Origin of the sequence: Mesorhizobium sp. SP-1A, from assembly GCF_032460275.1 — a bacterium.
Taxonomy (GTDB): Bacteria; Pseudomonadota; Alphaproteobacteria; order Rhizobiales; family Rhizobiaceae; genus Mesorhizobium.
Window position 1 is genome coordinate 181,226 of the sequence record NZ_JAVXZD010000001.1, and the last position, 26,311, is coordinate 207,536.

Sequence of the window (26,311 nt, forward strand, 5' to 3'; positions counted from 1 at the left end):
GAGATGGCCGAGTTCTTCCACCGCAAGATCGAGCGCAACACCATCGGTTTCGCGCTGGCCATCGTCCTGGTTGCCTCGATCGGCGGCTTCGTCGAGATCGCGCCGCTTTTCACCATCCACGAGACGGTCGAGGACGCGCCCGATATGCGCGTCTACACGCCGCTCGAGCTGGCCGGGCGCGATATCTATATCCGAGAGGGCTGTTACGCCTGCCACAGCCAGATGATCCGCACCCTGCGCGACGAGGTGGAGCGCTACGGGCCCTATTCGCTGGCGGTGGAATCCAAATACGACCATCCGATGCTCTGGGGGTCCAAGCGCACCGGACCGGACCTTGCACGCGTCGGCGACAAATATTCCGACACCTGGCACGTGGCGCATCTGATCAATCCGCGCGACGTGGTGCCGCAATCGGTTATGCCGAAATATGGCTGGCTGATGCGCAACGAACTGCGCACGGACGATCTTAGCGAGAAGTTGAACGCGCAGCGCACCGTCGGCGTGCCCTATACGCAGGACATGATCGACAACGCGGTCAAGGACGCCTACGGCCAGGCCAATCCCGACGGCGACGGGGCAAGCGGCGTGACCCAGCGCTACGGCGACAAGACCCAGGTGCGCGTCTTCGACGGCGATCCCACCCGCCTGACCGAGATGGACGCGCTGGTGGCTTACCTGCAGATACTCGGGCGCCTCACGGAGACTGCCTACAAGCAGGCGGCCCAGGCGCCGGCCGGGGAATGACGCGATGGGCATCGACCATGATACGCTGGTCGGCTTCGCCAAGAGCTGGGGCCTGTTCTATCTCGTGGCCTTTGCCGTCGGGGTGGTGATCTACGCGCTCTGGCCTTCCAACCGGAAGCGGTTCGACCGGGCCAAGAAAAGCATTCTCGACAAGGATGACAAGCCGTGGACGTAGGCAATCAAGATCCCGTAACCGGACGCCTGACGACGGGCCATGAATGGAACGGCATCGAGGAACTCGAGACGCCGATCCCGATCGTGGTGTTCCTGTTCCTCGCCGCGGCCTTTATTTTCGCCGTCATCTGTTGGGTCCTCTATCCGACATGGCCGCTCGGCACGGTCTACACCAAGGGCCTGCTCGGCTTCGACCAGCGCCATGTGGTGACGCAGCAGGTCGCGGCAGCCGCCGCCGACCGCGCTACCTGGACGTCGAAGGTCGAGAAGATGAGCTATGCCGATATCGAAGCGGACCCGCAGCTCATGAAGCTGGTGAAGGAAACAGGCCGCACGCTGTTCCAGGACAATTGCGCGGCCTGCCACGGCATCGAAGCGACCGGCGGGCCGGGCTTCCCCAATCTCGCCGCCAAATCCTGGCTGTGGGGCGGGACGCCCGAAGCCATCGAGGAAACGATACGCGTCGGCATCAATTCCACCAACGACGACACCCGCGTGTCGCAGATGATGGCGTTCGGCCGCGACGGCATCCTCAAGCCGGACCAGATCCTCAACGTCATCGCCTATGTGCGCTCCCTGTCCGGCGCCAAAAGCACGATGGGGGACATCGAGGCCGGAAAACAGGTCTTTGCGGACAATTGCGTTGCCTGCCACGGCGAAAACGCCAAGGGCAGCCATGATGTCGGCGCACCTGACCTGACGGACAAGAACTGGATCTATGGCGGCAGCGAGCAGGCCGTCTACACCACGGTCTATTCAGGCAGGCAGGGCCATATGCCGAACTGGGGCGCGCGGCTGTCGCCGCTGACCGTCAAGCTGCTCACGCTCTATGTCCACACGCTGCCGGAAGCGTCAAAATGACCTCGGCCGCGCCCGCGCGCGCCAACTGGCGCTTGATTTCGCTGGCGATTGTCGCAGCCGGCGTTCTGCTGTTCGTCGGTGCCAATGCGCATCTGGTCTATGTAGCTTTCGCCTCGCAGCCGGCCTGCGTGCCGCACCTGAAGGCCGCGGGCGAGAAGGGCGGTGCCACACCATATCGCGCTGCCGATTCCGCATGCTGAGCCAGGGGAGACACGCATGACGAGCACCGCAAAGACCGCTCCGGAAACCATCATCCCCTATGCCGCGCGGCGGCGCAGGAATTTGCCCGCAAGCGCGGCGTTCGGTTGGCTTGCGGCCGGCTGGCGCGATCTGTGGAACCATCCCGGGCCGAGCCTTGCCTACGGCATTGCGGTGTTCGCCGTTTCGCTCGCGATCGTCTGGGGCCTGTTCGCCTTCAGGCTGGACTACATTCTGTTTCCGGCGCTGGCCGGGTTCATGGTGGTCGGGCCGCTGATCGCCATCGGCCTCTACCAGAAGAGCCGGGCGATCGAGCAGGGCGAGCCGGTGAGCCTGAGGAACATGTTGCTCGTGAACGCCCGTTCGGGCGGACAGGTGCTGTTCACGGGGGCGATCCTGTGCCTGCTCATGCTGCTGTGGATGCGCGCGGCGGTGATCGTCTATGCGCTGTTCTTCGGATTGCGGCCGTTCCCGGGCCTCGACCACATCGCGCAGATGCTCTTCGTCACGCCGACAGGCTGGGCGATGCTTCTCGTCGGTTCGGCGGTCGGCGGATTGTTCGCGGCCTTCTCCTTTGCCATCAGCACCTTCTCGGTGCCGATGCTGCTCGACCAGAAGGTGGACGCATTCACCGCCATGGGCACCAGCATCTCGCTGGTGTGGAACAATAAGCCGGTGATGCTGACCTGGGGGCTGATCGTGCTTGCCCTGTTCCTGCTCAGCGTGGCGACCGGCCTCGTCGGGCTGATCATAGCCTTCCCGCTGCTCGGCCATGCCACCTGGCACAGCTACCGGGCAATCGGATGAGCTGCTGCGCGCCCGGCGTCGAGGCGGCCGGCGATTTCGGCGGCGGCGCTTCGCGCGAGGAAGTGGCGCTCGCCAGCCGGGATCTGGGCGGTGGTTTGAGGCAGACGGATCTTTCGGTGCCGGGCGTGCATTGCGGCGCCTGTATCCGCACCGTCGAATCCGGCCTTTCGAAGCTGCCGGGCGTGGAGCAGGCGCGCGTCAACCTTTCGACCCGGCGTGTTTGCGTGAAATGGCGCGGAGCCGGCGCGCCGCCGATGATCGAGACATTGTCGGCGCTCGGCTATGCGGCGCATCTTTTCGACACCGAAGCCGACAAGGGCGACCCGGAACTGTCGCGCCTGATACGGGCGCTGGCGGTGGCGGCTTTTGCCTCCATGAACATCATGCTGCTGTCGGTGTCGGTGTGGTCGGGGGCCGATGCGGATACGAGGCAGGCCTTCCACTGGATCTCCGCGGCACTGGCGTTCCCGACGCTGCTCTATTCCGGGCGGATTTTCTTCCGTTCGGCCTGGAGCGCGCTGCGTTATGGCCGCACCAACATGGACGTTCCGATCTCCATCGGCATCTGCCTGGCGTTCGGGCTGAGCCTGTACGACACCTTGCACAATGGCGAGCAAGCCTATTTCGACGCGGCTGTAACCCTGGTTTTCTTCCTTCTCGTCGGGCGCACGCTGGACCATGTGATGCGCGAGAGGGCGAGGGCAGCCGTGCGGGGGTTGGTGCGGCTTGCCCCGCATGGCGCGATGGTCCTGCGCGCCGACGGCAGCCGCGACTATCTCCCGGTCAGCGAGATCGAACCGGGGATGCGCGTGTTTTTGGCGGCGGGAGACAGGGTGCCCGTCGACGGTCAGGTGACGGAAGGCGCGTCGGACATCGACTGCGCCATCGCGACCGGCGAGAGCGTTCCCCGGCATGTCGGCGCCGGCTCCCCGATCCAGGCAGGCACTTTGAACCTGACGGGGCCGCTGACCATCGAAGCGACCGCGCGGGCCGACGATTCCTTCCTGGCCGAGATGGTGCACCTGATGGAAGCCGCCGAGGGCGGCCGTGCCCGCTATCGGCGTCTGGCAGACCGTGCCGCACGGCTTTATTCGCCGGTGGTGCACGCCACCGCTTTCCTGACCTTCCTTGGATGGATGGCAGCCACGGGAGACTGGCACAGGGCGATCGGCATCGCGGTCGCCGTCCTCATCATCACCTGCCCCTGCGCGCTCGGGCTGGCCGTGCCGATCGTACAGGTGGTGGCTGCCCGCCGCCTGTTCGAAAGCGGCATCATGGTCAAGGACGGCTCGGGGATCGAACGGTTGGCCGAGGCCGACATGGCCGTCTTCGACAAGACCGGCACGCTGACCGTCGGCCGGCCACGCCTCGTCGATGCTGGAGCGATCGATCCCGAAATATTGCGGATCGCTTCCATGATCGCCGCGCATTCGCGGCATCCGTTCTCGCGTGCACTGGCGCAAGCGGGTCAACGAAACCATTCCGTGACAGGACTGTCCGGCATTGTGGAATATCCCGGCATGGGGCTGGAAGCCCGCGCCGATGCGGGCACTTATCGGCTCGGCAGGGCGGAATGGGCACTGGAAAACAGTCTGGACGGCCAGTCCGGCACCGTGCTGGCGCTGGACGGCCAGCTGCTGGCGGCGTTCAGCTTCGAGGACGGTCTGCGTCCCGGAACGACGGAGGCCGTCGCCGACCTGCGTGCACTGGGCCTGCCTGCCGAAATCCTCTCGGGCGACGATGCCGCCGCGGTTGCCGAAGTCGCGCAACGGATCGGCATCGGCGTGTATGAAGGCAATCTTTTGCCGGTACAGAAGGTCGGCCGCCTGAAGACGTTGGCCGAAGCGGGCCGCAAGGTGCTGATGGTCGGCGACGGCCTGAACGACGCGCCTGCGCTGGCCGCCGCGCATGTCTCCATGGCGCCCGCGAGTGCTGCCGACATCGGCCGCAACGCCGCAGACTTCGTCTTCCTGCGCGAGCCGCTCGATGCCGTCCCGCAGGCGGTCAGGGTGGCGCGCGCGGCAGGCCGCCTGGTCAGGCAGAACTTTGGACTGGCGGTCGCCTACAACGCCGTCGCGTTGCCCATAGCGATCGCCGGCTATGTCACGCCGCTGATCGCTGCGCTCGCCATGTCGCTCTCGTCCGTGATCGTCGTCGCAAACGCGCTGCGCTTGCGGAGCGGCGGTTCCGCGCCCCGGCCCAAGGCCGCGCCGAAGCGAGGGATGCCGCGGCCTCGTGCCATGGAGCAGGCGGGATGAGCAGCCTCGTCTTCCTGATACCGGTCGCGTTGCTTTTGGGAGGCGCGGCGCTTGGTGCGTTCCTGTGGTCGCTCAAGAGCGGCCAGTATGACGATCTCGATGGCGCGGCCGAACGCATCCTGTTCGACGAAGAGGACGAGGAAAACAGGTAACCCCTCCGTCAGCCAACCCCTCGGCCATGTGCCGGCGACAGGTAGGCGTTTGCGGCAGGGCGCTTCGGCGGGCGAACGCCTCCTTCGCGCGTTGTGCGGTTGACGCTATTTCACGATCAGATAGATGCCGCTGACGATGGCGAACACCAGAACGCCGAAACGCAGCGCCGGGCCGCCGAGTTTCGAATGCGTCATTTTGGACAGGGCGCTGCCGAGAATGACGAGCGGCGTCAGATAGGCGGCGGCCGCCAGTTGCTCGGTTCCGATCCGCCCCGCAAAGGCGAGGACGGCAAGGGACATGAGTTCGCCGACAAGAAAGCAGATGGCGACGGTTGCGCGCAGCCTCGGCCCCTTGGCATGCTGGTAGAGCAAGGCCAGCGGCGGACCGCCGATCCCCGTCGCCGTTTCCGTCACGCCGGTGAATAGCCCGACGCCGAAGGCACTGGATTTTCCGGGATTGAACGGCGGCGCTATGAGCGCTGCTCCCGCTGCGATGATCGTGAACCATCCGACCGCCATGTCGAGCTGTCTCGCTGAAAGCACGACAAGCAGCCAAAGTCCGCCGAAGGTCCCTGCAAAGCGACCGACGCTGATCCATTTGGCACCGGTCCAGTCGACCGCCTCGCGTTCGCGCCAGGCGATATGGAAATTCAACGGCAGCATCAGGATCAGCAGCGTCACCGGCAGCAACTGGGGCTGTATCATCCCCACCACCGGCGCCAGGATCAGGGCGAAGCCGATGCCGAGCGCGCCCTGGATAAAGGCCGAAACGAAGGTCACGGCGCCGAGAATGGCGAAAATTTCGAAACTCACTGACAGGGTCCTTCGGCCGTCGTCTGACATGGATTTGCGGTCTGGACGGCGCGCCGCCGACCGACTCGCCACTCCTGCCATAGCCGCATTTGGCCCTTGGTGAAAACCGTTCGATGCTCGTTGTCGGGTAGGACGTTTGCTCGGGCCGAGCCAACGTAAATTACGGGCGATGCGGATGCTCGCCTGTTGCGCGACCGCCGGAATGGTCAGGGCGGTGCTGCTAGCACTGAGGCCAAGGGGCCTCATGGCGGCTTCGCGGCTATGCCTGTCTGGGCCCCTATCGTCTCGATGAGGCGAGGTAGGCTTTCAGGGCATTGCCCGCCGAATGTTTTGTAATCGGCGACCGGGCGCGAAATCGAAGATCTTCGCGCCGCGCTCGTCTTGGTCGAAACGATCTAATGCCAGAACAAAAGGATCAGGATGATGATGGGAATGGGTATCCCGAGCAGCCAAAGCAGAATTCCACGGCCCATGCCGATTTCTCCCCGTTGCGCAGCCGGCTAACCGGCTTGCCGTTGTGTGGTCAGATTTTACGTTCGTCGCCGCCAAACGTTCGCTTCGCCGCAAAGTTCCCTTGGCTCCCGCGCTCCCCGCTGGATCGGAACCTAGTCGGCCGAGAGCCATTTCCCTCCGGTCAACCACGACAGGAGGTCATTCATGAAAACTCTGGCTGATATTTTCGAGCATACGCTTCAGGACGTCTATTATGCGGAAAATGCCATAACCAAGGCTCTGCCCAAGGTCGCCAAAGCGGCCAAGGACGCAAATCTCAAGAAGGCAGCGGAGGACCATCTGCAGGAAACCAAGGACCAGATCGCCAAGCTGGACAAGGTTTTCAAGTCGATCGGCAAGACGCCGAAAGGTGAGAAGTGCGATGCGATCGAAGGCCTGATCAAGGAGGCGGACGGGCTCATGGAAGAAGCGTCCGGAACGGCGCTCGACGCCGGATTGCTGGCCGCTTGCCAGGCGGTGGAGCACTATGAGATCGCCCGCTACGGGTCCTTGCGCGAATGGGCGAAGGATCTTGGCCATGACGAGGCGCACAAGATTCTGAGCGAGATCCTCGACCAGGAAAAGGCCACCAACAACAAGCTCACCAATCTGGCCGTAACGAAAATCAACAAGGCCAAATGATGCGGAACCGATCCGCCGCTCCATCGTTCTTTGCCCCGCGGTGGGCACTTACGAGGAGTAAATGATGCGCAAATTTTTGATCGCCATGGCTGCTGTTTCCGCCTTGACGGCTCCGGCCATGGCGCAGACCGCGACGGCCACCACGACGCAGGCCTTCGTTACCGCGAAGCCGACGGACGTGCTGAGCACCAATCTCGTGGGTCTGAACGTCACCAACGATGCCAAGGAAGAGATCGGCGAGATCAAGGATCTCGTGATTTCCGACGGAACCTTAGCCGGCTACATCGTCTCCGTCGGCGGCTTCCTCGGCATGGGCGAGCGCTATGTCGTCGTTGCCCCGTCTTCGGTGAAGATCAACTATTCGGAAAGCGACAAGAAGTGGTCGGCTACGATGGCGGCCACGAAGGATGAGCTGAAAGCGGCGCCCGAATTCAAGTATGAGGGTCGCTGGGCGAAATAGTCGCCACGTTTCTGACAACTGGCCCGGCTGCGGAATTCCGCAGCCGGGTTTTTTGCGCGTGCCCGATCGACGGTTCTTTGGCCTGCCGTTTGGACCGGAGGCCGGCTACTCTTTAAGCGTACAGGCAGAAAACCCCGCCTGACGGTACTTGCGTACGCTTCGCCAGCGGGGTTGCCGAAATGCCCCCATTTCGGCTCGAATACCTTACGATTCTTGTGCTTCGCGCTTCCTGAACGGCTCGTTCATCGGGCGTTCAGTTTTGTCGCGTGCCGTATTGGCGGCATCCACCGTTCGGCGTGTCAGTCGCCGTCGGATTGCGTGAAGCCCGTACCGCCCGCCGAGACCCGGTTCATCCACAGGGCGACCAGCGTGCAGACCGCGCCGGACAGGAGATAGGCGCCGGCGGCGATCAGTCCGAAATAGCTGGCCAGGACGAGTGCCGCGAGCGGCGCGAAACCGGCTCCGAACATCCATGCCAGGTCGGAGGTGATGGCCGAGCCGGTGTAGCGGTATGTCCGCGAGAAGCTGGACGCCACCGCGCCGGAGGACTGGCCGAAGGCGAGGCCGAGCAGGATGAAGCCCAGGATCATGAAGATCGCTTCGCTGGCCGGGCCGCCGTCCAGCAATTGCGGCGCGAACCCGCTGAAAGCAGCGATCGCCACGGCGGAACCGCCGAGCAGGGCGGAGCGGCCGAACCGGTCGGCCAGCAGGCCGGATATGACGATCGCGCCGAGGCCGAAAAATGCGGCCACCGCCTCGATCAGCAGGAAGCGGCCGGGGCTTTCGCGGGTGAACAGAAAGACCCAGGACAGCGGGAAGACCGTGACCATGTGGAACAGCGCGAAGCTCGCCAGCGGCGCGAAGGCGCCGACGATGACGTTGCGGCCTTCCGCCCTGACGGTGTCGCGGATGCGTGTCGGTTGCAGGTCACCGGACTTGAACAGGTTCTCGAACTCCGGCGTCACGGCGATGCGCAGGCGTGCGAACAGCGCAACCACATTGATGGCGAAAGCGACGAAGAACGGATAGCGCCAGCCCCAGTCGAAGAAGTCTTCGGCCGAAAGATTGAGAATGAAGAAGGCGAAGAGCGTGCTTGCCACCATCAGGCCGATCGGAGCGCCGAGCTGCGGGATCATGGCGTACCAGCCCCGCCTGTTGCGCGGCGCGTTGAGGGCGAGCAGGGACGGCAGCCCGTCCCATGCGCCGCCGAGCGCGATGCCCTGGCCTATGCGCAGCAGCGCCAGCAGCCATGCCGAGGCGTAGCCGATCTGGGCGTGGCCGGGCAGGAACGCGATCGCGACGGTGGAAGTGCCGAGCAGGAACAGGGCGATCGTCAGTTTCGCGCCCTTCCCGTAGGCGCGGTCGATGGCCATGAAGATGACCGTGCCCACCGGGCGCGCGACGAAGGCCAGCGCGAAAATGGCGAAGGAATAGATGGTGCCGAGCAGCGGGTCGACGGTGGGGAAGACCAGCCTGGGAAAGACCACCACGGACGCGATCGCATAGACGAAGAAGTCGAAGAATTCCGACGTCCTGCCGATGATGACACCGATCGCGATGTCGCCGGGATCGACCTTCCCATGCCGGGAATCGGTTGAATCTGTTTGGGAAGCGGAAAGATATGCCATAATGTGCGCCACCAGCGGCTGCATGTTGGTCGGGTGATGCCGGTATGCCGGGCACCTATTTTGAGGCCCGGTTCTGCCGAAGAGGACCCGGCCCGGGCATTGGACAAATTGTCCAATGTTGCCCCGCACCTCGCGGAGTTAGCCCTCCGCCCAATCCCGCCGCGTCCCGATCGCGGCTGTAAAGACAAGATTCCGAAGGTCATGTCCACTTTGAGACGATACAGCTTTCCCGCGCTGCTTCCCATGGGTTTCCTGCTCAGCGGCTGCAATATGGTGGTCCTCGCGCCGGCCGGCGATATCGCCGCCCAGCAGCGCGACCTGCTCGTCGTCTCAACCCTGCTCATGCTGCTGATCATCGTTCCGGTCATGGCGTTGACCGTATTCTTCGCATGGCGTTACCGGCAGTCGAACGCGTCGGCGCCATACGAGCCCGATTGGGATCACTCCACGAAGCTGGAACTGGTGATCTGGTCCGCGCCGCTGCTCATCATCATCTGCCTGGGCGCGCTGACGTGGCTCGGCACGCATCTCCTCGACCCCTACAGGCCGATCGAGCGGATCCAAAAGGGCACGCCGGTTGCAGAAACGCATGAACCGCTCACCGTCGAGGTGGTGGCGCTCGACTGGAAATGGCTGTTCATCTATCCGCAATACGGCGTGGCCTCGGTCAACGACCTGGCCGCCCCGGTCGACAGGCCGATCAATTTCCGCATCACCTCGTCCTCGGTGATGAACTCCTTCTATATCCCCGCGCTGGCCGGCCAGATCTATGCCATGCCGGGCATGGAAACCAAGCTGCACGCGGTCATCAACAATCCCGGCGACTATACCGGCTTTTCGGCGAACTACAGCGGCGCCGGCTTCTCGGGCATGCACTTTGCCTTCCACGGCCTCGACGCTTCGGGCTTCGACAAATGGGTGGCTGACGCCAGGTCGGCCGGCGGCTCGCTGGACCGGGCCGCCTATCTCGAGCTCGAGCGTCCCAGCGAAAACGAGCCGGCGCGCCGCTACGCTTCCGTGGACCCGGACCTCTTCGGCGCGGTGCTCAACATGTGCGTGGACAAGGGCAAGATGTGCACGAACGAGATGATGTCGATCGACGTCAAGGGCGACCTCGGCCTCGCCGGCGTCGCCAACACGCTGCCGCTGGCATATGACAAGTTTGCACGCCGCGGCGCGGTGTTCGGGCGTCAGCCCTCCTATGTCGCAAGCATCTGCACGGCCGAAGAAGCGGCGGCTGCTGCGCGCGCCACCTATCTCGGCAGCAAGGGGCAGGCGGCGCCGTGCAATCTCACGCCGATCCTGGGAGCCGGCCTGCCTCGCCCGAGTGCGGAGAAGTGGGAGCCTGTCACCCTGTTCGCCCGTCCGCGAAACCCTTCTGAATCCTGAGACCTGCCAAGATGTCCGAAACACTGACCCGATTCATCTTCGGTCGCCTTTCGCTGGATGCGCTTCCGTTCCACGAGCCGATCCTCGTCGCAACCTTCGCGGCGGTGGTGCTGGGCGGCGTCGCCGTGCTGGGCGCGATCACCTATTTCCGCCTCTGGGGCTATCTGTGGCGGGAATGGTTCACCAGCGTCGATCACAAGAAGATCGGCATCATGTACATGGTGCTCGGCATCGTCATGCTGCTGCGCGGCTTCGCCGACGCGCTGATGATGCGGATGCAGCAGGCGATGGCCTTCAACGGCTCAGAGGGATACCTGCCGGCGCATCATTACGACCAGATCTTCACCGCGCACGGCGTGATCATGATCTTCTTCGTGGCCATGCCGCTGGTCACCGGGCTGATGAACTTCGTGGTGCCGCTCCAGATCGGCGCGCGCGACGTGTCCTTTCCATTCCTCAACAATTTCAGCTTCTGGATGACGGTCGCGGGTGCGGTCATCGTCATGATCTCACTGTTCATCGGCGAATTCGCGCGTACCGGCTGGCTCGCTTATCCGCCGCTGTCGGAACTGGCCTACAGTCCCGATGTCGGCATGGATTATTACATCTGGGGCCTGCAGGTCGCCGGCGTCGGCACAACGCTTTCGGGCGTCAACCTGATCGCGACCATCGTGAAGTTGCGCGCGCCAGGCATGGCCATGATGCGCATGCCGGTGTTCACATGGACCGCGCTTTGCACCAACGTGCTGATCGTCGCGACCTTCCCGATCCTGACGGTGACGCTGGCGCTGCTCACGCTCGACCGCTATGTCGGCATGAACTTCTTCACCAATGACTTCGGCGGCAACCCGATGATGTATGTGAACCTCATCTGGATATGGGGTCACCCGGAAGTCTACATCCTCATCCTGCCCCTGTTCGGCGTCTATTCCGAAGTCGCCGCGACCTTTTCGGGCAAGCGGCTGTTCGGCTACACGTCCATGGTCTACGCCACCGTCGTCATCACGATCCTGTCCTATCTCGTCTGGCTCCATCACTTCTTCACCATGGGGTCCGGCGCTAGCGTCAACTCCTTCTTCGGCATCACCACGATGATCATCTCGATCCCGACGGGAGCGAAGATATTCAACTGGCTGTTCACCTTGTATCGGGGCCGCATCCGCTTCGAGCTGCCGATGATGTGGCTCATCGCCTTCATGCTCACCTTCGTCATAGGCGGCATGACCGGCGTCCTCCTCGCCGTGCCGCCGGCCGACTTCGTGCTGCACAACAGCCTGTTCCTGATCGCGCATTTCCATAACGTCATCATCGGCGGCGTGCTGTTCGGGCTGTTCGCCGGCATCGCCTACTGGTTCCCGAAGGCGTTCGGTTTCCGCCTCGATCCGTTCTGGGGCAAGCTGTCCTTCTGGTTCTGGGTCGTCGGCTTCTACCTCGCCTTCATGCCGCTCTACGTTCTCGGCCTGATGGGCGTCACCAGACGCCTGCGCGTCTTCGACGATCCGTCGCTGCAGATCTGGTTCGTCATCGCCGGCTTCGGCGCGGTGCTGATCGCTTTGGGCATCGCCTGCTTCCTGGTCCAGATCTTCGTCAGCATCCGCAAGCGCGAGGAACTGCGCGACGTGACCGGCGATCCGTGGAACGGCCGCACGCTCGAATGGTCGACCTCGTCGCCGCCGCCGGAGTACAATTTCGCCTTTACGCCGGTTGTGCACGACAACGATGCCTGGTGGGACATGAAGGCCCATGGCTACAAGCGCCCGCTGGAAGGCTTCAAGGACATCCACATGCCTCGCAACACTGGCACGGGCGTGATCCTGGCCATGCTGAGCATGGGCTTCGCCTTCGGAATGATCTGGTACATCTGGTGGCTTGCCGCGGTCAGCTTCGTGATGCTGCTGGCCGTCGCCATCGGCCACACCTTCAACTACAACCGGGATTTCGACATCCCCGCCGGGGAAGTCGCGCGCTGTGAAGGCGAGCGCACCCGTGCCCTCGCAGCGCAGGCGTAAGCCATGTCCATGACATTGACCCAAGACGTTCAGGCCAGCGCCGGCGGGCGCGTGTTCCACCTGGCCGAGGAACATGAGCATGCCGAAGGCGCCAGCACGCCGCTCGGCTTCTGGATCTACCTGATGAGCGACTGTCTCATCTTCGCGGTCCTGTTCGCCGTATATGGCGTGCTCGGCACCAGCTACGCGGCCGGCCCCGCGCCGAAGGACCTGTTCGAACTGCCGCTGGTCGCCGTCAACACCACCATGCTGCTTCTGTCCTCCATCACCTATGGCTTTGCCATGCTGGCGATGCAGAAGGACCGCATCGGAGCCACCCAGTTCTGGCTGGCGGTGACTGGCCTTTTCGGCCTGGCCTTCGTCGGCATCGAACTCTACGAGTTCGCGGGCATGATCCACGAGGGTGCTACGCCCCAGCGCAGCGCCTTCCTGTCGGCGTTCTTCACGCTGGTCGGAACGCATGGAACCCACGTCAGCGTCGGCCTGCTGTGGCTGGTCACGCTGATGATCCAGGTTGGCCGCTCCGGGCTGATCGCGGCCAACCGCCGCCGCCTGATGTGCCTGTCCATGTTCTGGCACTTCCTCGACGTCATCTGGATCGGCGTCTTCACCTTCGTCTATCTGATGGGAATGCTGCGATGAGCGCAAACGCGCATGCTGGCCACGACGCCGCCCACGCCGGAACGCACGGCCACGATGCCGGCCCGCACGCGACGCTGCGCGGCTATCTGACCGGGTTCTTCCTCTCCGTTGTCCTGACGGCCATCCCGTTCTGGCTGGTCATGAGCGGAGTGATCGACAACAAGCAGGTCACGGCGCTCGTCATTATGGCCTTCGCCGTCGTGCAGATCGTGGTGCACATGGTTTTCTTCCTGCACATGGACATGAAGTCCGAGGGCGGCTGGAACATGATGGCGCTGATCTTCACGCTGATCCTGGTGGTCATCGCGCTGACCGGCTCGCTGTGGGTGATGTACCACCTCAACGCCAACATGATGCCGGGCATGCACGATATGAGCCAGATGCCGTGAGCCCGGCCGGAGGCGCAGGGGAGACCAGCGCCGGAACTGGGCAACGACGCCGTTCCGGTTCGGTCCTCTTCGCAGCCCTGGCGCTCTTGGGCGTCGCCGTTTTTGTCGCGCTCGGCATATGGCAGCTCGAGCGCAAGGTCTGGAAACTCGACCTGATCGCGCGCGTCGACCGGCGCGTGCATGCCGCCGCCGTTCCTGCGCCCGGACCGGCCGATTGGCCGGCAATCACCGCCCGGGCCGACGAATACCGGCACGTGCGCCTGCACGGCCTGTTCCTGAACGACGGCGAAACGCTTACCCAGGCGGTGACCGAGCTCGGCAGCGGCTTCTGGGTCATCACCCCCATGCGCACGGATCAGGGCTTCGTCGTTCTCGTCAATCGCGGCTTCGTGCCTTCCGACAGGAAGGAGGCGGGCTCGCGCGGCCAAGGCCGCATCGACGGGGACACCGACGTCGTCGGTCTGCTGCGCATGAGCGAGCCGGGCGGCGGCTTCCTGCGCAGCAACGATCCGAAGGCCGGCCGCTGGTATTCACGCGATGTCGCGGCCATCGCCTCCGCGCGCGGGCTGAAGGAGGTGGCTCCATACTTCGTCGATGCCGATGCAAGCCCCAACGCGGGCGGATGGCCGCGCGGCGGTCTCACGGTCGTCCAGTTCCGCAACACGCATCTTGTTTATGCGCTCACCTGGTTCGGACTTGCGGCAATGACCCTCTTGCTGACAATTAGAAGCCTGTTCGACTTGAGAAGCCGCCGGTCGGCCGGTTGAAAGAGACTTCGCGTGACGTTCAAGTCCATCCGGGAAACCTCTTCCCTTCCTCGGTTTGCCGCCGGGCGCAGCGTCCCGAACCCTGATACCGCCAACAGGAAGAACCTGCTGCTGCTCGTCCAGCTGCGCTGGCTCGCCGTGATCGGGCAGGTGGTGACGATCATATACGTCAGTTCGTGGCTGGGAGTCGCCCTGCCGCTGCAGGCGATGGGATGCGTCATCCTGTTTCTGATCGGGCTGAACTGCCTCAGCCTGTTGCTGTTCCGCAGCCCCAGGGGCGTCTCCAATACCGGGCTGTTCGCCGAGCTGCTGCTCGACATGGCCGCGCTGACGGCCCAGCTCTATCTCAGCGGCGGCGCCTCCAATCCCTTCGTGTCGCTTTATCTCCTCCAGATAACCCTGGGGGCCGTTTTGCTCGCTCCCTGGTCCACCTGGATACTGGTGGCGACGGCGTCGGTCTGCTTCGTGGTGCTCAGCGTCTATTCCCGGCCGATCATGCTGCCGCACCATGAAGGCACCGACCTGTTCGAACTGCATATCCGCGGCATGTTCATCTGCTTCGTGCTGGCAGCCGGCCTGATCGTGCTGTTCATGAACCGGATCAACCGCAATCTGCGCGAGCGGGATGCCTATCTGGCCGATCTGCGGCAGCAATCCGCAGAGGAAGACCACATCGTCAGGATGGGGCTGCTGGCCTCGGGCGCCGCGCATGAGCTCGGCACGCCGCTTGCAACGATCTCGGTCATCCTCGGCGACTGGAAGAAGATGCCGCTGCTAAGAAAGAACGCCGAGCTGATGAACGATCTCAAGGACATGCAGACACAGCTCGGCCGCTGCAAGACCATCGTTTCCGGCATACTGATGTCCTCGGGCGAGGCGCGGGGCGAGGGCACGATCCGCACCACCGTCAGGGATTTCCTCGACGATCTCGTCGAGGAATGGCGCTCCAGCCGCTCGCCGCAGGAACTCGTCTACCGCAACGCCTTCAACCCGGACCGGCCGATCGTCTCGGACGCGGCATTGAAGCAGGTGATCTTCAACATACTGGACAACGCCCAGGAGGCGTCCCCGCACTGGATCGGCATCTCCGCGGAAAGGCGGGCGGACAAGCTCGTCCTCACGGTGAACGATGCCGGCCCCGGTTTCGCCGAACAGGTCCTTGCCTCTTTCGGAAAGCCCTATACTTCCACGAAGGGACGCGCGGGAAGCGGCCTCGGCCTTTTTCTCGTCGTCAATGTCGTGCGTAAGCTCGGCGGAACGGTTTCCGCCGAGAACACGTCGCGTGGCGCAAGGGTCAGCCTGGCGTTGCCATTCGACGCGCTCGCGAACGGAGAAGCCCATGGCGGCTGACCGCTTTCTGGTGATCGTCGAAGACGACGCCGTCTTCGCCAAGACGCTTCGGCGTTCCTTCGAACGGCGAGGCTACGAGGTCGAAATCTGCGAAAACCGCGATGCGCTTGCGGATCTGCTCGAGCATCGCCAGCCCGCCTTTGCCGTGGTCGATCTCAAGCTCGGCAACAGCTCGGGGCTGGAGTGCGTGAAACTCATCGGCGCGCGCGACCCCGCCACCCGGATCGTCGTGCTGACCGGCTTCGCCAGCATCGCGACCGCCGTCGAGGCGATCAAGCTCGGGGCCTGCCACTATCTGGCCAAACCCGCCAACACGGACGACATCGAGGCTGCCTTCGGCAAGGCGGAAGGCGACGTCTCGGTTCCGCTTTCCCACCGCACCACATCGATCAAGAATCTCGAATGGGAGCGCATCCACGAGATGCTGGTGGAAACCGATTTCAACATTTCCGAGACCGCGCGCCGCCTCGGCATGCACCGCAGGACGCTGGCCCGCAAGCTCGAGAAACGGCGGGTGAACTGAGGCAGGCTTCTTGGAGCCTGCGAGAAGCCTTACACGTCCTTGCGAAGTCGATTCGTCAGTTCCGAATACTGGGCCTCCTGCCGGTTGGCGACCGAGATGATCCAGGCCCGCAACTCGCCGCCATGGGGCTTTTGCAGGGCCGAACGGTCCCAGGCGAGGAAATACGGGTCCGGAAGCCGCAGCGGCAGGTTGAACGGCACCACCAGCCGGCCCGACGCGATGTCGTCTCCCGCCATCGACAGCTGCGCCAGAACGAAGCCCCGCCCGTTGACGGCCGCGTCGATGGCCGCGCTCGACAGCGAGAACGCCACCTCGCCGACGGTCCGGCGGTATTTTTCGCCGATGCTGCCGGCCCAATCGACCCAGGTCGGGGGGGAGCGGTGGTCCCGCGCCCATTCGATGCCGAGCAGCGGCCGGTCGAGTATGTCGGCCGGCGAGCGCAACGGCAGGCGCTCCAGCAACGAAGGCGAGCAGGCCGGCACCACCCAGTCGGTGAACAGTTCCGCGTAATGGTCGTATTCGTGGATCTTGGTGCCGTAGGAGATGCGGAAATCGACCTGATCTTCGCCGAAGCGGGCTTCGGGCTCGGAGCCGATCAGCCGCACCGTCGCGCCGGCATTGTGCACCTGCCAGTCGAAAAGCTGCGGCGCCAGCCATTTGCTGGCCAGCGACGGCAGGCAGGATATGGTCAGCGCGCCTTCGGAACGGGCCCGATCAAGTTGGGCGCCGGCCTCGCGGATGCGGTCGAAGCCGGCTGACACCGCGGCATGATACATCCGCCCCCAGGACGTCAGCGTCACCGTCCGGCCGCGCCGCTCCAGCAGCAGCAGCCCCAGTGCTTCCTCCACCTTGCGGATCTGCTGGCTGACCGCGCCGGCCGACACGCCGAGCTCGGTCGCCGCGCCGGTCACGCTGCCGTGGCGTCCGAATGCCTCGAAGGCCTGGATGGCGCGCAGAGGGGGCGATTTCATGTGGGTTCCGATCCGTGGCTCTGTTTTAGTTTTTCTAAAATGAAACGCAGGTGCAAGCCCTTTTTGTGCGGATACCCGCGGGCTAGCGTTACTTCACCGAGATGAAAATCCAGGGAGGTTGGAGCCATGTTTCTCAGGAACTGCTGGTATGTCGCAGCATGGGACCATGAGGTCGGCTCCGAGCTGAAGCCGGTCAAGGTGCTGGGCGAGGATATCGTCCTCTACCGCAAGACCGACGGCGTCGTGGCCGCCCTGGAAGACGCCTGCCCGCACCGCAAGCTGCCGCTCTCCATGGGCCGCATCAAGGGCGACAATGTCGAGTGCGGCTACCACGGCCTGACCTTCGATTGCACCGGCACCTGCACCCGTGTTCCCGGCGCCGAGAAGATCCCGCATGTGGCGCGCGTCCAGAGCTATCCCATCGTCGAGCGCTACGGCCTGTTGTGGATCTGGATGGGCGAGGCCGAGAAGGCCGATCCGGCCCGGATATTCGAGGTGGATCACTGGGGCGACCCCGCCTGGGGCGTCAATCGCGGCGAGTCGATGACGCTCGACTGCAACTATCTCTACATGACCGACAACCTGCTCGATCCCTCGCATGTGTCGTGGGTGCACCAGACCTCCTTCGGCGGCGTGCAGGCAATGGAGGACGTGCCCCTGCAAACCACCGTCGGCGAGGACGGGGTCACCGTCTGGCGCTGGATGGTCGATGTCGAGCCCGCGCCCTTCTACGCCCCGTTCCTGAAGTTCAAGGGCAATTGCGACCGCAAGCAGCACTATGAAGTGCGCTATCCGAGCAACGCCATCATCAAGGCGATCTTCGTTCCGGCCGGCACCGGTGGCGAGGGCAAGCCCTACCACGAGGACGTGTTCCTCATGGACAGCTACAATTTCATGACCCCGCTCGATGAGGAGCACACGAAATACTACTGGTTCCAGATGCGCAATTTCGCGCCCGACGACCAGAAGGTTTCGGCCGAGTTCGCGAAATCGGTGCGAGGCGCCTTCGATGAGGATCGTGTGGTGCTGAATGCCGTGCAGAAGGGCATGGCCAACAAGCGCACGCCGAATCTCGACCTGAAGATCGACGTCGGCCCGCTGCGCTTCCGCCGCAATCTCGACAAGCTGATCGAAGCGGAGTCCCGGCATCTGGCGGCCGCGGAATGAACGCCTTCGCCGCCCCCGCCGCCATGCGCGTGAGCGGCTTCCGCGAGCTGAAGGTGGTGTCCAAGCTGCGCGAGAGCAGCACCATCACCTCCTTCCATCTCGAACCGCTCGATCCGGGCGGCTGGCGCGACTTCCAGCCGGGCCAATTCCTCGTCTTCCGCTTCCCGACCGCGGAAGGCGGCACGGTGCTGCGCAACTACAGCGTTTCCTGCGCTCCCGGCACGGCCGGCCGCTACCGCATCACGGTGAAACGCGAAGCCGCCCCCGCCGCGGGCCTTCCTGACGGGATAAGCTCCTGTCATCTGCACGACCATGTCGAAATCGGCGACGTGCTGGTGGCGGAGGGCCCGCGCGGCGATTTCGTGCTGGACGAAGCCAGCGACCGCCCGGTGGTGCTTCTGAGCGGCGGCGTCGGCCTGACCCCGCTGGTCTCGATGCTGCATGCGCTTGGCGCCGGCGACCGCCGCGTCTTCTTCATCCATGCCTGCGACAATGGCGAGGTGCACGCGTTGCGCGAGGAAGTGGAGCGCGTCGCCGCGTCCCGGCCGGGCATCGTCGCGCATTTCTGCTATCGCTTCCCGACCGGGCAGGACCGGGCGTCCGGCCATTTCCACTCGGAAGGCGTGGTCTCGCGCGATCTGCTCCAGAAACTGTTGCCGCTCGACGACTATGATTTCTACCTGTGCGGACCGCAGCCCTTCATGCAGGCCGTATACGGCATCCTGCGCGACCTTGGCGTCGCGAAGCAGCGTATCGCCTATGAGTTCTTCGGTCCGGCCACGGTGCTGGAACGGGCCCCGGCGCAGTCCGGACCGTCCAAGGTGCAGCAGCAGCCGGCCGCCGGCGACGACGTGACCGTGGAGTTCCGCAAATCCGGCATCAAGGCCGCATGGGACGGCAAGGCCGAATCGCTGCTGGCCTTCGCCGAGGAACAGGGCCTTTCGCCCGAATTCAGTTGCCGGGCCGGTATTTGCGGCACCTGCAAGTCGCGTCTGGTTTCCGGCGAGGTCGCCTATTTCGAGGAACCGTTGGACGAGCTTGCAGACGGCGAGGTGCTTTTGTGCTGTTCACGGCCACAGGGAGCAGTGGTTTTGGACCTATGATCCCGGTAAGCCCCGATACAGGTACGAACTCCAGGTGAAACCCCGAGAACGGAAGCATTGGCGTGGACAATCCGGTCGAAACCGCTTCGAGAAGCGGTGCCTCTTTCAAGCCGATACCGGCTGCGCCACCGCTCTGCGTTCCAGCACGACGGACCGGAGATAGCTGCCATGCATGACCTTGCCGCGACGGCCTCCTACTCCGTGGGCTTTGCGGACCTCCGCAGCAGATTCCGCAATGCCGCGCGGCGCGCGGGCGCCGAACTCGTCGAATATCTCCATCCATTGCATGGGCCCGACGGCGAGCCGCTTGCCACGGATGTTGCGCTGCTCGGCCGCCGGGACGCGGCGAAGCTGCTCATCCTCATTTCCGGCACACATGGCGTGGAAGGCCAGTTCGGCTCTGCCTGCCAGTCGGCATGGCTCGAGGCGAACCACCCGTGGCGCCTGCCGGAGGACGTGGCGGTTCTGGCCATACATCTCATCAATCCATGGGGCACGGCCTGGTCGCGGCGGGTCAACGAAGACAATGTCGATCTGAACCGCAATTTCATCGACTGGCAGGCGCCACCGCCCCGCAACGAGAAATACGCGGCCCTGCACGGGGCGATCGCCTATCGCGAATGGGAAGGTCCGGAAAGGGATCGCGCCGACGCGGCGTTTGCCGCCGCCCGCAAGGCGCTGGGCGGACACGTGGGCATCGCGCCCATCGTGGAGGCGGGACAATACGAATTCCCCGACGGGCTCTATTATGGCGGCGACGGCCCGACCTGGTCGAACCGCACGCTGCACGACATCCTGGCGGCATTCGCCGGCCGGGCCCGGCAGGCGGTCGTGTTCGATCTTCACACCGGTGCCGGCCCATATGGCTATCCGGCGCTGCTTTCGGTCGCGGAAACCGACCATCCCGGCCTCGCCTGGGGCCAGTCCGTCTTCGGGCCGGCGCTCAAGACCGTGCTGACGGGAAGGGACGCCACCACCGACACCGGCATCGCCGCGACAGCGACGGGTTATGTCTCGGCTGCCGTGCGCAAGGCGATGCCCGACGCGCGCGTCCTGCCGCTGGTGGTGGAATGCGGCACGCTTGACGGGTCCGAGGTGCTGGACGCCGTGATGGCCGACAACTGGCTGCACCTGTTCGGCAAGGTGGATTCGCCGCTCGGCGAGCGCATCAAGGGCACGCTGCGCTCCGCCTTCATCCCGGAGGACCCGGACTGGCAGTCGACCTGCCTGAAGACCAGCCTGCGCTATTTCGACCGCGCGTTCGCCGACCTGAAGACGCTCGACAGCCCGGCCAGGAAAGGCCCGGTGCTCAAGCTGGTCACCACCCCGCCGGCGCAGGAGGCGCCCGCGCCCGCCATGGCAGCGCCCGCGCCGACAAACCCGGCCGTCGAGGTGGACGATCTCCACAAGAGCTTCGGCAGCCTCGAAGTGCTGAGCGGCGTCAGCCTGTCGGCGAACCCCGGCGAGGTGGTGTCGATGATCGGCTCGTCGGGCTCCGGCAAGAGCACCTTCCTGCGCTGCATCAATCTGCTCGAGCAGCCGAACGGCGGTCGCATCATCGTCGACGGCGAGGAAATCCGCATGAAGCAGGTCGGGAAGGGCCGTTCGGCCCCGGCCGACATGCGGCAGGTCGAGCGCATCCGCGCGCGTGTCGGCATGGTGTTCCAGAGCTTCAATCTGTGGCCGCACATGACGGTGCTGGAAAACATCGTCGAGGCTCCCGTCCATGTCCTGAAGGAACGCCGCGACGAAGCGGTCGAGCGGGCGCATGCCTTGTTGAAGAAGGTCGGTCTTTCGGAAAAGCACAGCCAGTATCCCGGCCAGCTGTCGGGCGGCCAGCAGCAGCGCGCGGCGATCGCCAGGACATTGGCGATGCGGCCCAAGGTCATCCTGCTCGACGAGCCCACCTCTGCGCTCGATCCCGAACTGGTGGGCGAGGTGCTGCGCGTCATCCGCCAACTCGCGGAAGAGGGCAACACCATGATCCTCGTGACGCATGAGATGCAGTTCGCACGCGAGGTATCGCACAAGATCCTCTTCCTTCACCGCGGCAAGGTGGAGGAGGAGGGCGCTCCGGCGGAGCTGTTCGCCAATCCGAAATCCGAACGGCTGCGCCAGTTCCTGGCCCGCACGCTCTGACCGGAAGGCATGCCGCCACCTGGAATCGTCCAACAAGAAACGAACCATCCACAAAGGGGAACATGGAATGAAATTGAAGATCTTGTCTCTGCTTGCCATGCTGGCCGCCGGCATCGGGCACGCATCCGCCGAAGGTGAACTGGCGATCGGCACCGAAGGCGCCTACCCGCCCTGGAGCATGGCCGACGCGGCTGGCAACGTGACCGGCTTCGACGCCGATGTCGGCGCCATGCTGTGCCAGAAACTCGAGATGAAGTGCCGCTTCGTCGTGCAGGCCTTCGACGGGCTGATCCCGGCGCTCAAGGCGAAACGCTTCGACGCCATCATCTCGGGCATGTCGATCACCGAAGACCGCAAGAAGGAGATCGATTTCTCCGTCGGCTATGCGGAACTGGCCAACATGTTCGTCGCGCCGAAGGGTTCCGACCTCGCGGCCATCACCGACTACGACACGCTTCTGAAATCGCTCGCCGGCAAGAAGGTGGGAGTCCAGGCGGCCACCACGCACGCGCATTTCCTGGAAAAGAACGTGCCCGACGCCGACCTCAAGACCTATGACACGCTGGACCAGATGCAGATCGACCTGGCCTCTGGCCGCATCGACACCGCCTTCGCGGACGTGTCGGCGCTGCAGGACTTCTTGGCCAAGCCGGACGGCAAGAACTTCCAGCTCGTCGACGTGAAAATCCTGAGCACCGTCGATCCGACGCTCGGCGAAGGCATCGGCGTCGGCATTGCCAAGGAAAACACCGAACTGAAAGCCAAGGTCGACAAGGCTCTGTGCGAACTGGTCGCCGACGGTTCGATCGGCAAGTCCAGCGAGAAATGGTTCAAGATGGACATTTCCCGCGCCTGCAAGTGAGCCTTTGACGCTGCGCCGCCCTGGGCAGCGCTAAATCTCAAGCGGGGCCGCTCCAGCAGCGGCCCCGTATCCCGCAAACGTCGTGAGCATGCCCGATGGAATTCGGTCTTTGGCAGGTTTGGGAAGGCGGCTGGGTAGGAGCCATCCTGCGCGGCGCGGCCGTCACCATCGCGGTCGCGGTTGCGGCCATGCTGGGCGGTTTCATCGTCGGCGTCGCCTGCGGCCTCATCAAATGGGGGCGCGTGCGTCCGCTCACCTACCTCGTCGACGGCTATACGGCACTGGTGCGCGGCGTGCCGGAACTGCTCATCATCTACCTGCTGTTCTTCTCGTCGGTCGAGTTCGTGGGCAAGGTGGCCACCGCCTTCGGCTATGCCGGGCTTGCCGACAGCGGTTACGCCTTCATCATTGCCGTGATCTCCATCGGCGCGATCTCCGGCGCCTATTCCACGGAGGTCGTGCGCGGCGCGCTCGCGGCGATCCCGCAGGGCCATATAGAAGCCGCGCGGGCGCTAGGCCTGCCCGGCCCGCGCATCTTCCGCCGCATCATCGCGCCGCAGATGCTCCGCATCGCCGTGCCCGGCATGAACAATGTGTGGCAGGTGACGATCAAGGACACCGCGCTGGTCTCGGTGGTCGGCCTGCAGGAACTGATGCGCACCGCCTTCATCGGCTCCGGCACCACGCGACACCCCTTCATCTTCTATCTGATCGCTGCGGTGGTCTATCTCGCAATCACGCTCGTCAGCCAGTTCGGCATCGATCAGGCCGAACGCGGCCTGAGGCTACGCGAAAGAAAATAGTCGCATGGACATCGAACTGATCCGCGAAGCCGTTCCGATCCTCCTGAAAGGATTGCGCGTCACCGCCACCTTGACGGTGCTGTCGGTGCTGATCGGCTTCAATCTCGGCCTTGTGCTGGCCATCATGCGGGTTTCGTCCAACCGTTTCGTGTCGGGCTTCGCCAAATATTACAGCATGGTGTTCCGCGGCACGCCGCTGCTGGTGCAGATTTTCCTGTTCTATTACGGCCTCGGCCAGCTTTCCTTCGTGAAGAACAGCGAGGCGCTGTGGTGGATCGTCAGCGACGGTGCGCGTTGCGCGGTCATGGCGCTGGCGCTGAATACCGCTGCCTATACGTCCGAAATCCTGCGCGGTGGACTGATGTCGGTGCCGGCCGGGCTGGTCGAGGCCGCACAGGCCTGCGGCATGTCGCGCGCGTTGCGCTTTCGCCGCATCGAGTTCCCGCTGGCCATCCGGCAGGCGCTGCCCGCCTATGGCAACGAGCTGGTTCTGGTGGTCAAGGGCACCAGCCTCGCCTCCACCATCACTGTGCTCGAAGTGACCGGCTATGCGAAACGCCTCATGAGCCAGACCTATGCGGTGCTGGAGGTCTTCGCAATCGCCGGCGCGCTCTATCTGGTCACCAATCTTGTGCTGATAACGCTCGTGCGGCTGCTGGAACGCCATCTGACGCGTCACCAGGCGCGCTGAGGCAGGACGCTTCAGGCCGGCCTGCGCAAATGGCTGCGGGCCTGGTCGAGCCGCACCGGCTGGTCGGGTATGGTCACGGAAAAGACGGTGCGGCCGCCGACGCTTTCCACCAGTTCCACCGTGCCGCCATGGGCACGGATCAGTTCCTGCGCGATGGCGAGGCCGAGGCCGGTGCCGCCGCTGCGCGCCGAGCCGCGAAACGCGGCGAACAGGTTCTCGCGCGCCTTGGGCGGCAGGCCGGGGCCAGTATCGATCACCAGTATGCGGCTGACGCTGCCCGTGCGTTCCGCCGAGATGGTGAGCCGGCGCACCACGGCGCTTTCGGTGTCGCCCGCCATCGCCTGCACGGCGTTGCGGCTGAGATTGGTGAGCACCCGGAACAACTGGTCCGCGTCGGCGTCCACCTCGAAATCGGGCTCGACGGCGTTCACGAATTCGATCCCTTCCTCGATGACGAGGAGGCCGTGCACGTCCTCCACCAGTTGCCGCAGGCGCAGCAGCCGCCGTGCCGGCGCCGCCTCTTGCGTGCGCCCGTAAGCCAGCACGCCTTCCGAATAGGCGACCGCGCGGTCCAGCGTGCGCAGCAATTTCGGCGCGAAGGCCTGCACGGTCGGGTCCTTCACCTGTTGCAGCCTGTCCGAGATCAGTTGCGCGGAGGCCAGTATGTTGCGCATGTCGTGGTTGATCTTGGAAACGGCAAGGCCGAGATCGGCCAGATGCTTCTGCTCAGCCAGCATGCGCTGGAGGCGCTCTTGCATCTGCGACAATTCGCGCTCGGCGATGCCGATCTCGTCGGCCCGGTCGCTCGGCCGTATGATGCGCACGGGATCGTCCGGCGCATCCGAAAACACCAGCATCGAGCGCGTCATGGTGCGGATCGGCCGGATCATGATGCGGTCGATGGTGGCATAGACGAGCACGGCGCTGAACAGCGAGATCAGCAGCGACACCAGCGCGATGTTGCGCGAATAGGCGAGCATGGCCGTGCGCAGCCGGCTGTCGGGCATGATCAGCTCGAACTCCTTGTCGCTGTCGCCGACGGGCCCGTACACGCGCAGCATGCGGTCGCCGCCGAAGACCAGCGTGTCCAGCGCGCCGGCGATCTGCCCGAACCGGCCTAGATTGGCGACGTCCACGTGCTCGTCCACCCTGGGCGGCATGGCGGCGACCACCAGCAGCCGGGAAATGCCCCCGTCGCGCACGGCGATGGCCTTGGCGCCGATCGCCATCAGCACGTCGTCCTGCGCGGCGCGCGACAATGAAGCCGGATCGCCCTGCACCAGCACGATGGAAACGGCGCCGGCGGTGTTCAGCCGCTCCTTCAGCCAGTTGAGCCGGAACGTGCCGATGGCGGGCAGGAAGAAGAAGATTTCCGCCATCAGCACGAAGACGATGGTGAGCAGCAGCAGCTTGGTGGAAAGTCCGCGCGCCAGCGGCACCGTCCGGACTTTCGGTCCGGGATCGGCTTCGCTGTCCGCCGACGGTTTGTCGCTCATGCGCCCGATGCCGTTTCGCGTGTCAAAGCAATTCGACACAAGATTAGGTGATCGACGGGCTTTTGCAAATTTCCGTGGCCGTCGAAAACGACCGGCGAATTCGCGAACGACCGACGGCCAGCTTGCGATTGACTTCCCATATGCTTCTACCTATAAGCCCGCTCACGCTCGGGCCATCCATCCCGGCGCGGTTACGATCGCGCCAAAGGCGGCTCGGCACAGCTCCTGTTACAACGTGACAGAATGAAGAAGGGCCGCACTCCGCGGTATTAAAACAAATGAAGCGCACCTACCAACCCTCCAAGCTCGTCCGCAAGCGCCGGCACGGTTTCCGTGCACGCATGGCCACCAAGGGCGGCCGCAGCGTCATCGCAGCCCGCCGCAACCGTGGTCGCAAGCGGCTGAGCGCCTGAGCGGAAACGAGATCATTGCCCGCAGCAAAGGCTCCAGAACGGCTTTTGAAACGCGCGGAGTTCCTGGCCGTCCGGCGCGGCGAAAAGCGCCGCGGGCGGCTTTTTCTCGTTGAAGTGCTGGACCGTGGCGACGGCGGTGTGCCGCGCGTCGGCTTTACGGTCACCAAGAAGGTCGGCAACGCGGTGGTGCGAAATCGCGTGCGCCGCCGGCTGAAGGAAGCCGTGCGCACCGGCGCGGCGGTTGGAATGGCGGCCGGACACGACTATGTCATCGTCGGACGCGACGATGTGCTTTCCGCGCCGTTCGCCCAGTTGCAGGCCGAGCTTTCGCGCCGCATTCACGGAACACGATAGGTCCAGAGGCCGAG

Annotated in this window: 28 protein-coding genes; 24 read left to right on the forward strand and 4 right to left on the reverse strand. The window is 64.4% G+C overall.

The window, feature by feature from the left end; translation table 11 throughout:
* Positions 1–3 precede the first annotated feature (3 nt).
* From ccoO to ccoS, 7 genes are read left to right on the forward strand one after another with little or no spacing between them, the layout of a single operon-like run.
* Positions 4–744, forward strand: coding sequence for a cytochrome-c oxidase, cbb3-type subunit II (gene ccoO, locus QU595_RS00825; RefSeq protein ID WP_315918303.1), 741 nt, complete (start codon positions 4–6; stop codon positions 742–744).
* Between the two features lie 4 nt (positions 745–748).
* On the forward strand, positions 749–919 hold the full coding sequence (locus tag QU595_RS00830; RefSeq protein ID WP_315918304.1) for a cbb3-type cytochrome c oxidase subunit 3: 171 nt from the start codon (positions 749–751) through the stop codon (positions 917–919).
* Entirely contained in the window at positions 910–1,779 is an 870-nt protein-coding gene (ccoP, locus tag QU595_RS00835; RefSeq protein WP_315918305.1) for a cytochrome-c oxidase, cbb3-type subunit III, read from the forward strand. Before QU595_RS00830 ends, ccoP begins: the two co-directional genes overlap by 10 nt.
* A complete protein-coding gene (locus tag QU595_RS00840) occupies positions 1,776–1,979 on the forward strand; it encodes a hypothetical protein (RefSeq protein ID WP_315918306.1) in 204 nt (67 codons plus the stop codon). The genes ccoP and QU595_RS00840 overlap by 4 nt, the downstream gene beginning before the upstream one ends.
* Before the next feature lie 16 nt (positions 1,980–1,995).
* Complete coding sequence (locus tag QU595_RS00845) at positions 1,996–2,784, forward strand: DUF2189 domain-containing protein (RefSeq protein WP_315918307.1); 789 nt, start codon at positions 1,996–1,998, stop codon at positions 2,782–2,784.
* A complete protein-coding gene (locus QU595_RS00850; protein WP_315918309.1) occupies positions 2,781–5,042 on the forward strand; it encodes a cation-translocating P-type ATPase in 2,262 nt (753 codons plus the stop codon). The genes QU595_RS00845 and QU595_RS00850 overlap by 4 nt, the downstream gene beginning before the upstream one ends.
* Positions 5,039–5,194 (forward strand): cbb3-type cytochrome oxidase assembly protein CcoS, encoded by a 156-nt coding sequence (ccoS, locus tag QU595_RS00855; protein ID WP_315918310.1) that lies wholly within the window; start codon positions 5,039–5,041, stop codon positions 5,192–5,194. Before QU595_RS00850 ends, ccoS begins: the two co-directional genes overlap by 4 nt.
* A gap of 105 nt (positions 5,195–5,299) precedes the next feature.
* Here ccoS and QU595_RS00860 read toward each other — a convergent pair whose 3' ends face one another.
* On the reverse strand, positions 5,300–6,253 hold the full coding sequence (locus QU595_RS00860; protein ID WP_315918311.1) for a sulfite exporter TauE/SafE family protein: 954 nt from the start codon (positions 6,251–6,253) through the stop codon (positions 5,300–5,302).
* A gap of 411 nt (positions 6,254–6,664) precedes the next feature.
* On the opposite strand from QU595_RS00860, the gene QU595_RS00865 reads away from it, so the two are divergent.
* Both QU595_RS00865 and QU595_RS00870 read left to right on the forward strand, forming a co-directional pair.
* Entirely contained in the window at positions 6,665–7,141 is a 477-nt protein-coding gene (locus QU595_RS00865) for a ferritin-like domain-containing protein (RefSeq protein WP_315918313.1), read from the forward strand.
* A gap of 64 nt (positions 7,142–7,205) precedes the next feature.
* Positions 7,206–7,601 carry a PRC-barrel domain-containing protein gene (locus QU595_RS00870; RefSeq protein WP_315918314.1) on the forward strand — a complete coding sequence of 132 codons (396 nt, stop codon included), beginning with the start codon at positions 7,206–7,208 and terminating at the stop codon, positions 7,599–7,601.
* 299 nt (positions 7,602–7,900) lie between these two features.
* Here QU595_RS00870 and QU595_RS00875 read toward each other — a convergent pair whose 3' ends face one another.
* Positions 7,901–9,229 carry an MFS transporter gene (locus QU595_RS00875; RefSeq protein ID WP_315918316.1) on the reverse strand — a complete coding sequence of 443 codons (1,329 nt, stop codon included), beginning with the start codon at positions 9,227–9,229 and terminating at the stop codon, positions 7,901–7,903.
* 210 nt (positions 9,230–9,439) lie between these two features.
* On the opposite strand from QU595_RS00875, the gene cyoA reads away from it, so the two are divergent.
* Genes cyoA through QU595_RS00910 form a run of 7 tightly spaced genes read left to right on the forward strand, consistent with a single transcriptional unit; the run spans position 9,440 to position 16,298 of the window.
* Positions 9,440–10,618, forward strand: a complete 1,179-nt coding sequence (gene cyoA / locus QU595_RS00880; RefSeq protein ID WP_410000485.1) for a ubiquinol oxidase subunit II — start codon at positions 9,440–9,442, stop codon at positions 10,616–10,618.
* A gap of 11 nt (positions 10,619–10,629) precedes the next feature.
* The gene (cyoB, locus tag QU595_RS00885; protein ID WP_315918318.1) at positions 10,630–12,627 is read left to right on the forward strand and encodes a cytochrome o ubiquinol oxidase subunit I; all 1,998 of its coding nucleotides are present in this window, start codon (positions 10,630–10,632) and stop codon (positions 12,625–12,627) included.
* Between the two features lie 9 nt (positions 12,628–12,636).
* Positions 12,637–13,269 carry a cytochrome o ubiquinol oxidase subunit III gene (cyoC, locus tag QU595_RS00890; protein ID WP_410000486.1) on the forward strand — a complete coding sequence of 211 codons (633 nt, stop codon included), beginning with the start codon at positions 12,637–12,639 and terminating at the stop codon, positions 13,267–13,269.
* Positions 13,266–13,658, forward strand: a complete 393-nt coding sequence (cyoD, locus tag QU595_RS00895; RefSeq protein WP_315918320.1) for a cytochrome o ubiquinol oxidase subunit IV — start codon at positions 13,266–13,268, stop codon at positions 13,656–13,658. The genes cyoC and cyoD overlap by 4 nt, the downstream gene beginning before the upstream one ends.
* Positions 13,655–14,425: an SURF1 family protein gene (locus QU595_RS00900; protein ID WP_410000460.1), complete on the forward strand. Its 771-nt coding sequence runs from the start codon at positions 13,655–13,657 to the stop codon at positions 14,423–14,425. The genes cyoD and QU595_RS00900 overlap by 4 nt, the downstream gene beginning before the upstream one ends.
* 12 nt (positions 14,426–14,437) lie before the next feature.
* The gene (locus QU595_RS00905) at positions 14,438–15,775 is read left to right on the forward strand and encodes an ATP-binding protein (protein WP_410000461.1); all 1,338 of its coding nucleotides are present in this window, start codon (positions 14,438–14,440) and stop codon (positions 15,773–15,775) included.
* Positions 15,765–16,298, forward strand: coding sequence for a response regulator transcription factor (locus QU595_RS00910; protein WP_315918321.1), 534 nt, complete (start codon positions 15,765–15,767; stop codon positions 16,296–16,298). Before QU595_RS00905 ends, QU595_RS00910 begins: the two co-directional genes overlap by 11 nt.
* A 29-nt stretch (positions 16,299–16,327) precedes the next feature.
* Here the strand turns inward: QU595_RS00910 and QU595_RS00915 are convergent, their stop codons facing one another.
* Positions 16,328–17,269, reverse strand: a complete 942-nt coding sequence (locus QU595_RS00915) for a LysR substrate-binding domain-containing protein (protein ID WP_315918322.1) — start codon at positions 17,267–17,269, stop codon at positions 16,328–16,330.
* A 126-nt stretch (positions 17,270–17,395) separates the two neighbouring features.
* Between QU595_RS00915 and QU595_RS00920 the strand changes: the two genes are divergently transcribed.
* The 6 genes from QU595_RS00920 (at position 17,396) to QU595_RS00945 (ending at position 24,034) form a co-directional block, all read left to right on the forward strand.
* Complete coding sequence (locus QU595_RS00920) at positions 17,396–18,436, forward strand: aromatic ring-hydroxylating dioxygenase subunit alpha (RefSeq protein ID WP_315918324.1); 1,041 nt, start codon at positions 17,396–17,398, stop codon at positions 18,434–18,436.
* On the forward strand, positions 18,433–19,539 hold the full coding sequence (locus QU595_RS00925) for a 2Fe-2S iron-sulfur cluster-binding protein (protein WP_315918325.1): 1,107 nt from the start codon (positions 18,433–18,435) through the stop codon (positions 19,537–19,539). Before QU595_RS00920 ends, QU595_RS00925 begins: the two co-directional genes overlap by 4 nt.
* Positions 19,540–19,707: 168 nt before the next feature.
* Positions 19,708–21,678, forward strand: coding sequence for a DUF2817 domain-containing protein (locus QU595_RS00930; protein ID WP_315918326.1), 1,971 nt, complete (start codon positions 19,708–19,710; stop codon positions 21,676–21,678).
* 67 nt (positions 21,679–21,745) lie between these two features.
* Complete coding sequence (locus QU595_RS00935) at positions 21,746–22,540, forward strand: transporter substrate-binding domain-containing protein (RefSeq protein WP_315918327.1); 795 nt, start codon at positions 21,746–21,748, stop codon at positions 22,538–22,540.
* 95 nt (positions 22,541–22,635) lie between these two features.
* On the forward strand, positions 22,636–23,343 hold the full coding sequence (locus tag QU595_RS00940; RefSeq protein WP_315918328.1) for an ABC transporter permease subunit: 708 nt from the start codon (positions 22,636–22,638) through the stop codon (positions 23,341–23,343).
* 4 nt (positions 23,344–23,347) lie between these two features.
* Entirely contained in the window at positions 23,348–24,034 is a 687-nt protein-coding gene (locus QU595_RS00945) for an ABC transporter permease (RefSeq protein WP_315918329.1), read from the forward strand.
* Positions 24,035–24,045: 11 nt separating this feature from the next.
* On the opposite strand, the gene QU595_RS00950 is transcribed toward QU595_RS00945, so the two are convergent.
* On the reverse strand, positions 24,046–25,530 hold the full coding sequence (locus QU595_RS00950) for a HAMP domain-containing sensor histidine kinase (protein WP_315918331.1): 1,485 nt from the start codon (positions 25,528–25,530) through the stop codon (positions 24,046–24,048).
* Between the two features lie 278 nt (positions 25,531–25,808).
* On the opposite strand from QU595_RS00950, the gene rpmH reads away from it, so the two are divergent.
* A complete protein-coding gene (gene rpmH / locus QU595_RS00955) occupies positions 25,809–25,943 on the forward strand; it encodes a 50S ribosomal protein L34 (RefSeq protein WP_144861350.1) in 135 nt (44 codons plus the stop codon).
* A 15-nt stretch (positions 25,944–25,958) separates the two neighbouring features.
* On the forward strand, positions 25,959–26,297 hold the full coding sequence (gene rnpA / locus QU595_RS00960; RefSeq protein WP_315918333.1) for a ribonuclease P protein component: 339 nt from the start codon (positions 25,959–25,961) through the stop codon (positions 26,295–26,297).
* Positions 26,298–26,311 lie beyond the last annotated feature (14 nt).

What these genes read in the sequence shown, in the direction of transcription:
- ccoO (WP_315918303.1), top strand. Translation starts at nt 4, where the DNA reads ATGGCCGAGTTCTTCCACCGCAAGATCGAGCGCAACACCATCGGTTTC.
- QU595_RS00950 (WP_315918331.1), bottom strand. Translation starts at nt 25,530, where the DNA reads ATGAGCGACAAACCGTCGGCGGACAGCGAAGCCGATCCCGGACCGAAA.
- QU595_RS00945 (WP_315918329.1), top strand. Translation starts at nt 23,348, where the DNA reads ATGGACATCGAACTGATCCGCGAAGCCGTTCCGATCCTCCTGAAAGGA.
- QU595_RS00865 (WP_315918313.1), top strand. Translation starts at nt 6,665, where the DNA reads ATGAAAACTCTGGCTGATATTTTCGAGCATACGCTTCAGGACGTCTAT.
- QU595_RS00850 (WP_315918309.1), top strand. Translation starts at nt 2,781, where the DNA reads ATGAGCTGCTGCGCGCCCGGCGTCGAGGCGGCCGGCGATTTCGGCGGC.
- QU595_RS00840 (WP_315918306.1), top strand. Translation starts at nt 1,776, where the DNA reads ATGACCTCGGCCGCGCCCGCGCGCGCCAACTGGCGCTTGATTTCGCTG.
- cyoC (WP_410000486.1), top strand. Translation starts at nt 12,637, where the DNA reads ATGACATTGACCCAAGACGTTCAGGCCAGCGCCGGCGGGCGCGTGTTC.
- QU595_RS00910 (WP_315918321.1), top strand. Translation starts at nt 15,765, where the DNA reads ATGGCGGCTGACCGCTTTCTGGTGATCGTCGAAGACGACGCCGTCTTC.
- QU595_RS00940 (WP_315918328.1), top strand. Translation starts at nt 22,636, where the DNA reads ATGGAATTCGGTCTTTGGCAGGTTTGGGAAGGCGGCTGGGTAGGAGCC.
- QU595_RS00920 (WP_315918324.1), top strand. Translation starts at nt 17,396, where the DNA reads ATGTTTCTCAGGAACTGCTGGTATGTCGCAGCATGGGACCATGAGGTC.
- rpmH (WP_144861350.1), top strand. Translation starts at nt 25,809, where the DNA reads ATGAAGCGCACCTACCAACCCTCCAAGCTCGTCCGCAAGCGCCGGCAC.
- cyoD (WP_315918320.1), top strand. Translation starts at nt 13,266, where the DNA reads ATGAGCGCAAACGCGCATGCTGGCCACGACGCCGCCCACGCCGGAACG.
- QU595_RS00925 (WP_315918325.1), top strand. Translation starts at nt 18,433, where the DNA reads ATGAACGCCTTCGCCGCCCCCGCCGCCATGCGCGTGAGCGGCTTCCGC.
- QU595_RS00870 (WP_315918314.1), top strand. Translation starts at nt 7,206, where the DNA reads ATGCGCAAATTTTTGATCGCCATGGCTGCTGTTTCCGCCTTGACGGCT.
- cyoB (WP_315918318.1), top strand. Translation starts at nt 10,630, where the DNA reads ATGTCCGAAACACTGACCCGATTCATCTTCGGTCGCCTTTCGCTGGAT.
- QU595_RS00860 (WP_315918311.1), bottom strand. Translation starts at nt 6,253, where the DNA reads ATGAGGCCCCTTGGCCTCAGTGCTAGCAGCACCGCCCTGACCATTCCG.
- QU595_RS00875 (WP_315918316.1), bottom strand. Translation starts at nt 9,229, where the DNA reads ATGGCATATCTTTCCGCTTCCCAAACAGATTCAACCGATTCCCGGCAT.
- QU595_RS00915 (WP_315918322.1), bottom strand. Translation starts at nt 17,269, where the DNA reads ATGAAATCGCCCCCTCTGCGCGCCATCCAGGCCTTCGAGGCATTCGGA.
- QU595_RS00930 (WP_315918326.1), top strand. Translation starts at nt 19,708, where the DNA reads ATGCATGACCTTGCCGCGACGGCCTCCTACTCCGTGGGCTTTGCGGAC.
- QU595_RS00935 (WP_315918327.1), top strand. Translation starts at nt 21,746, where the DNA reads ATGAAATTGAAGATCTTGTCTCTGCTTGCCATGCTGGCCGCCGGCATC.
- ccoS (WP_315918310.1), top strand. Translation starts at nt 5,039, where the DNA reads ATGAGCAGCCTCGTCTTCCTGATACCGGTCGCGTTGCTTTTGGGAGGC.
- QU595_RS00845 (WP_315918307.1), top strand. Translation starts at nt 1,996, where the DNA reads ATGACGAGCACCGCAAAGACCGCTCCGGAAACCATCATCCCCTATGCC.
- QU595_RS00830 (WP_315918304.1), top strand. Translation starts at nt 749, where the DNA reads ATGGGCATCGACCATGATACGCTGGTCGGCTTCGCCAAGAGCTGGGGC.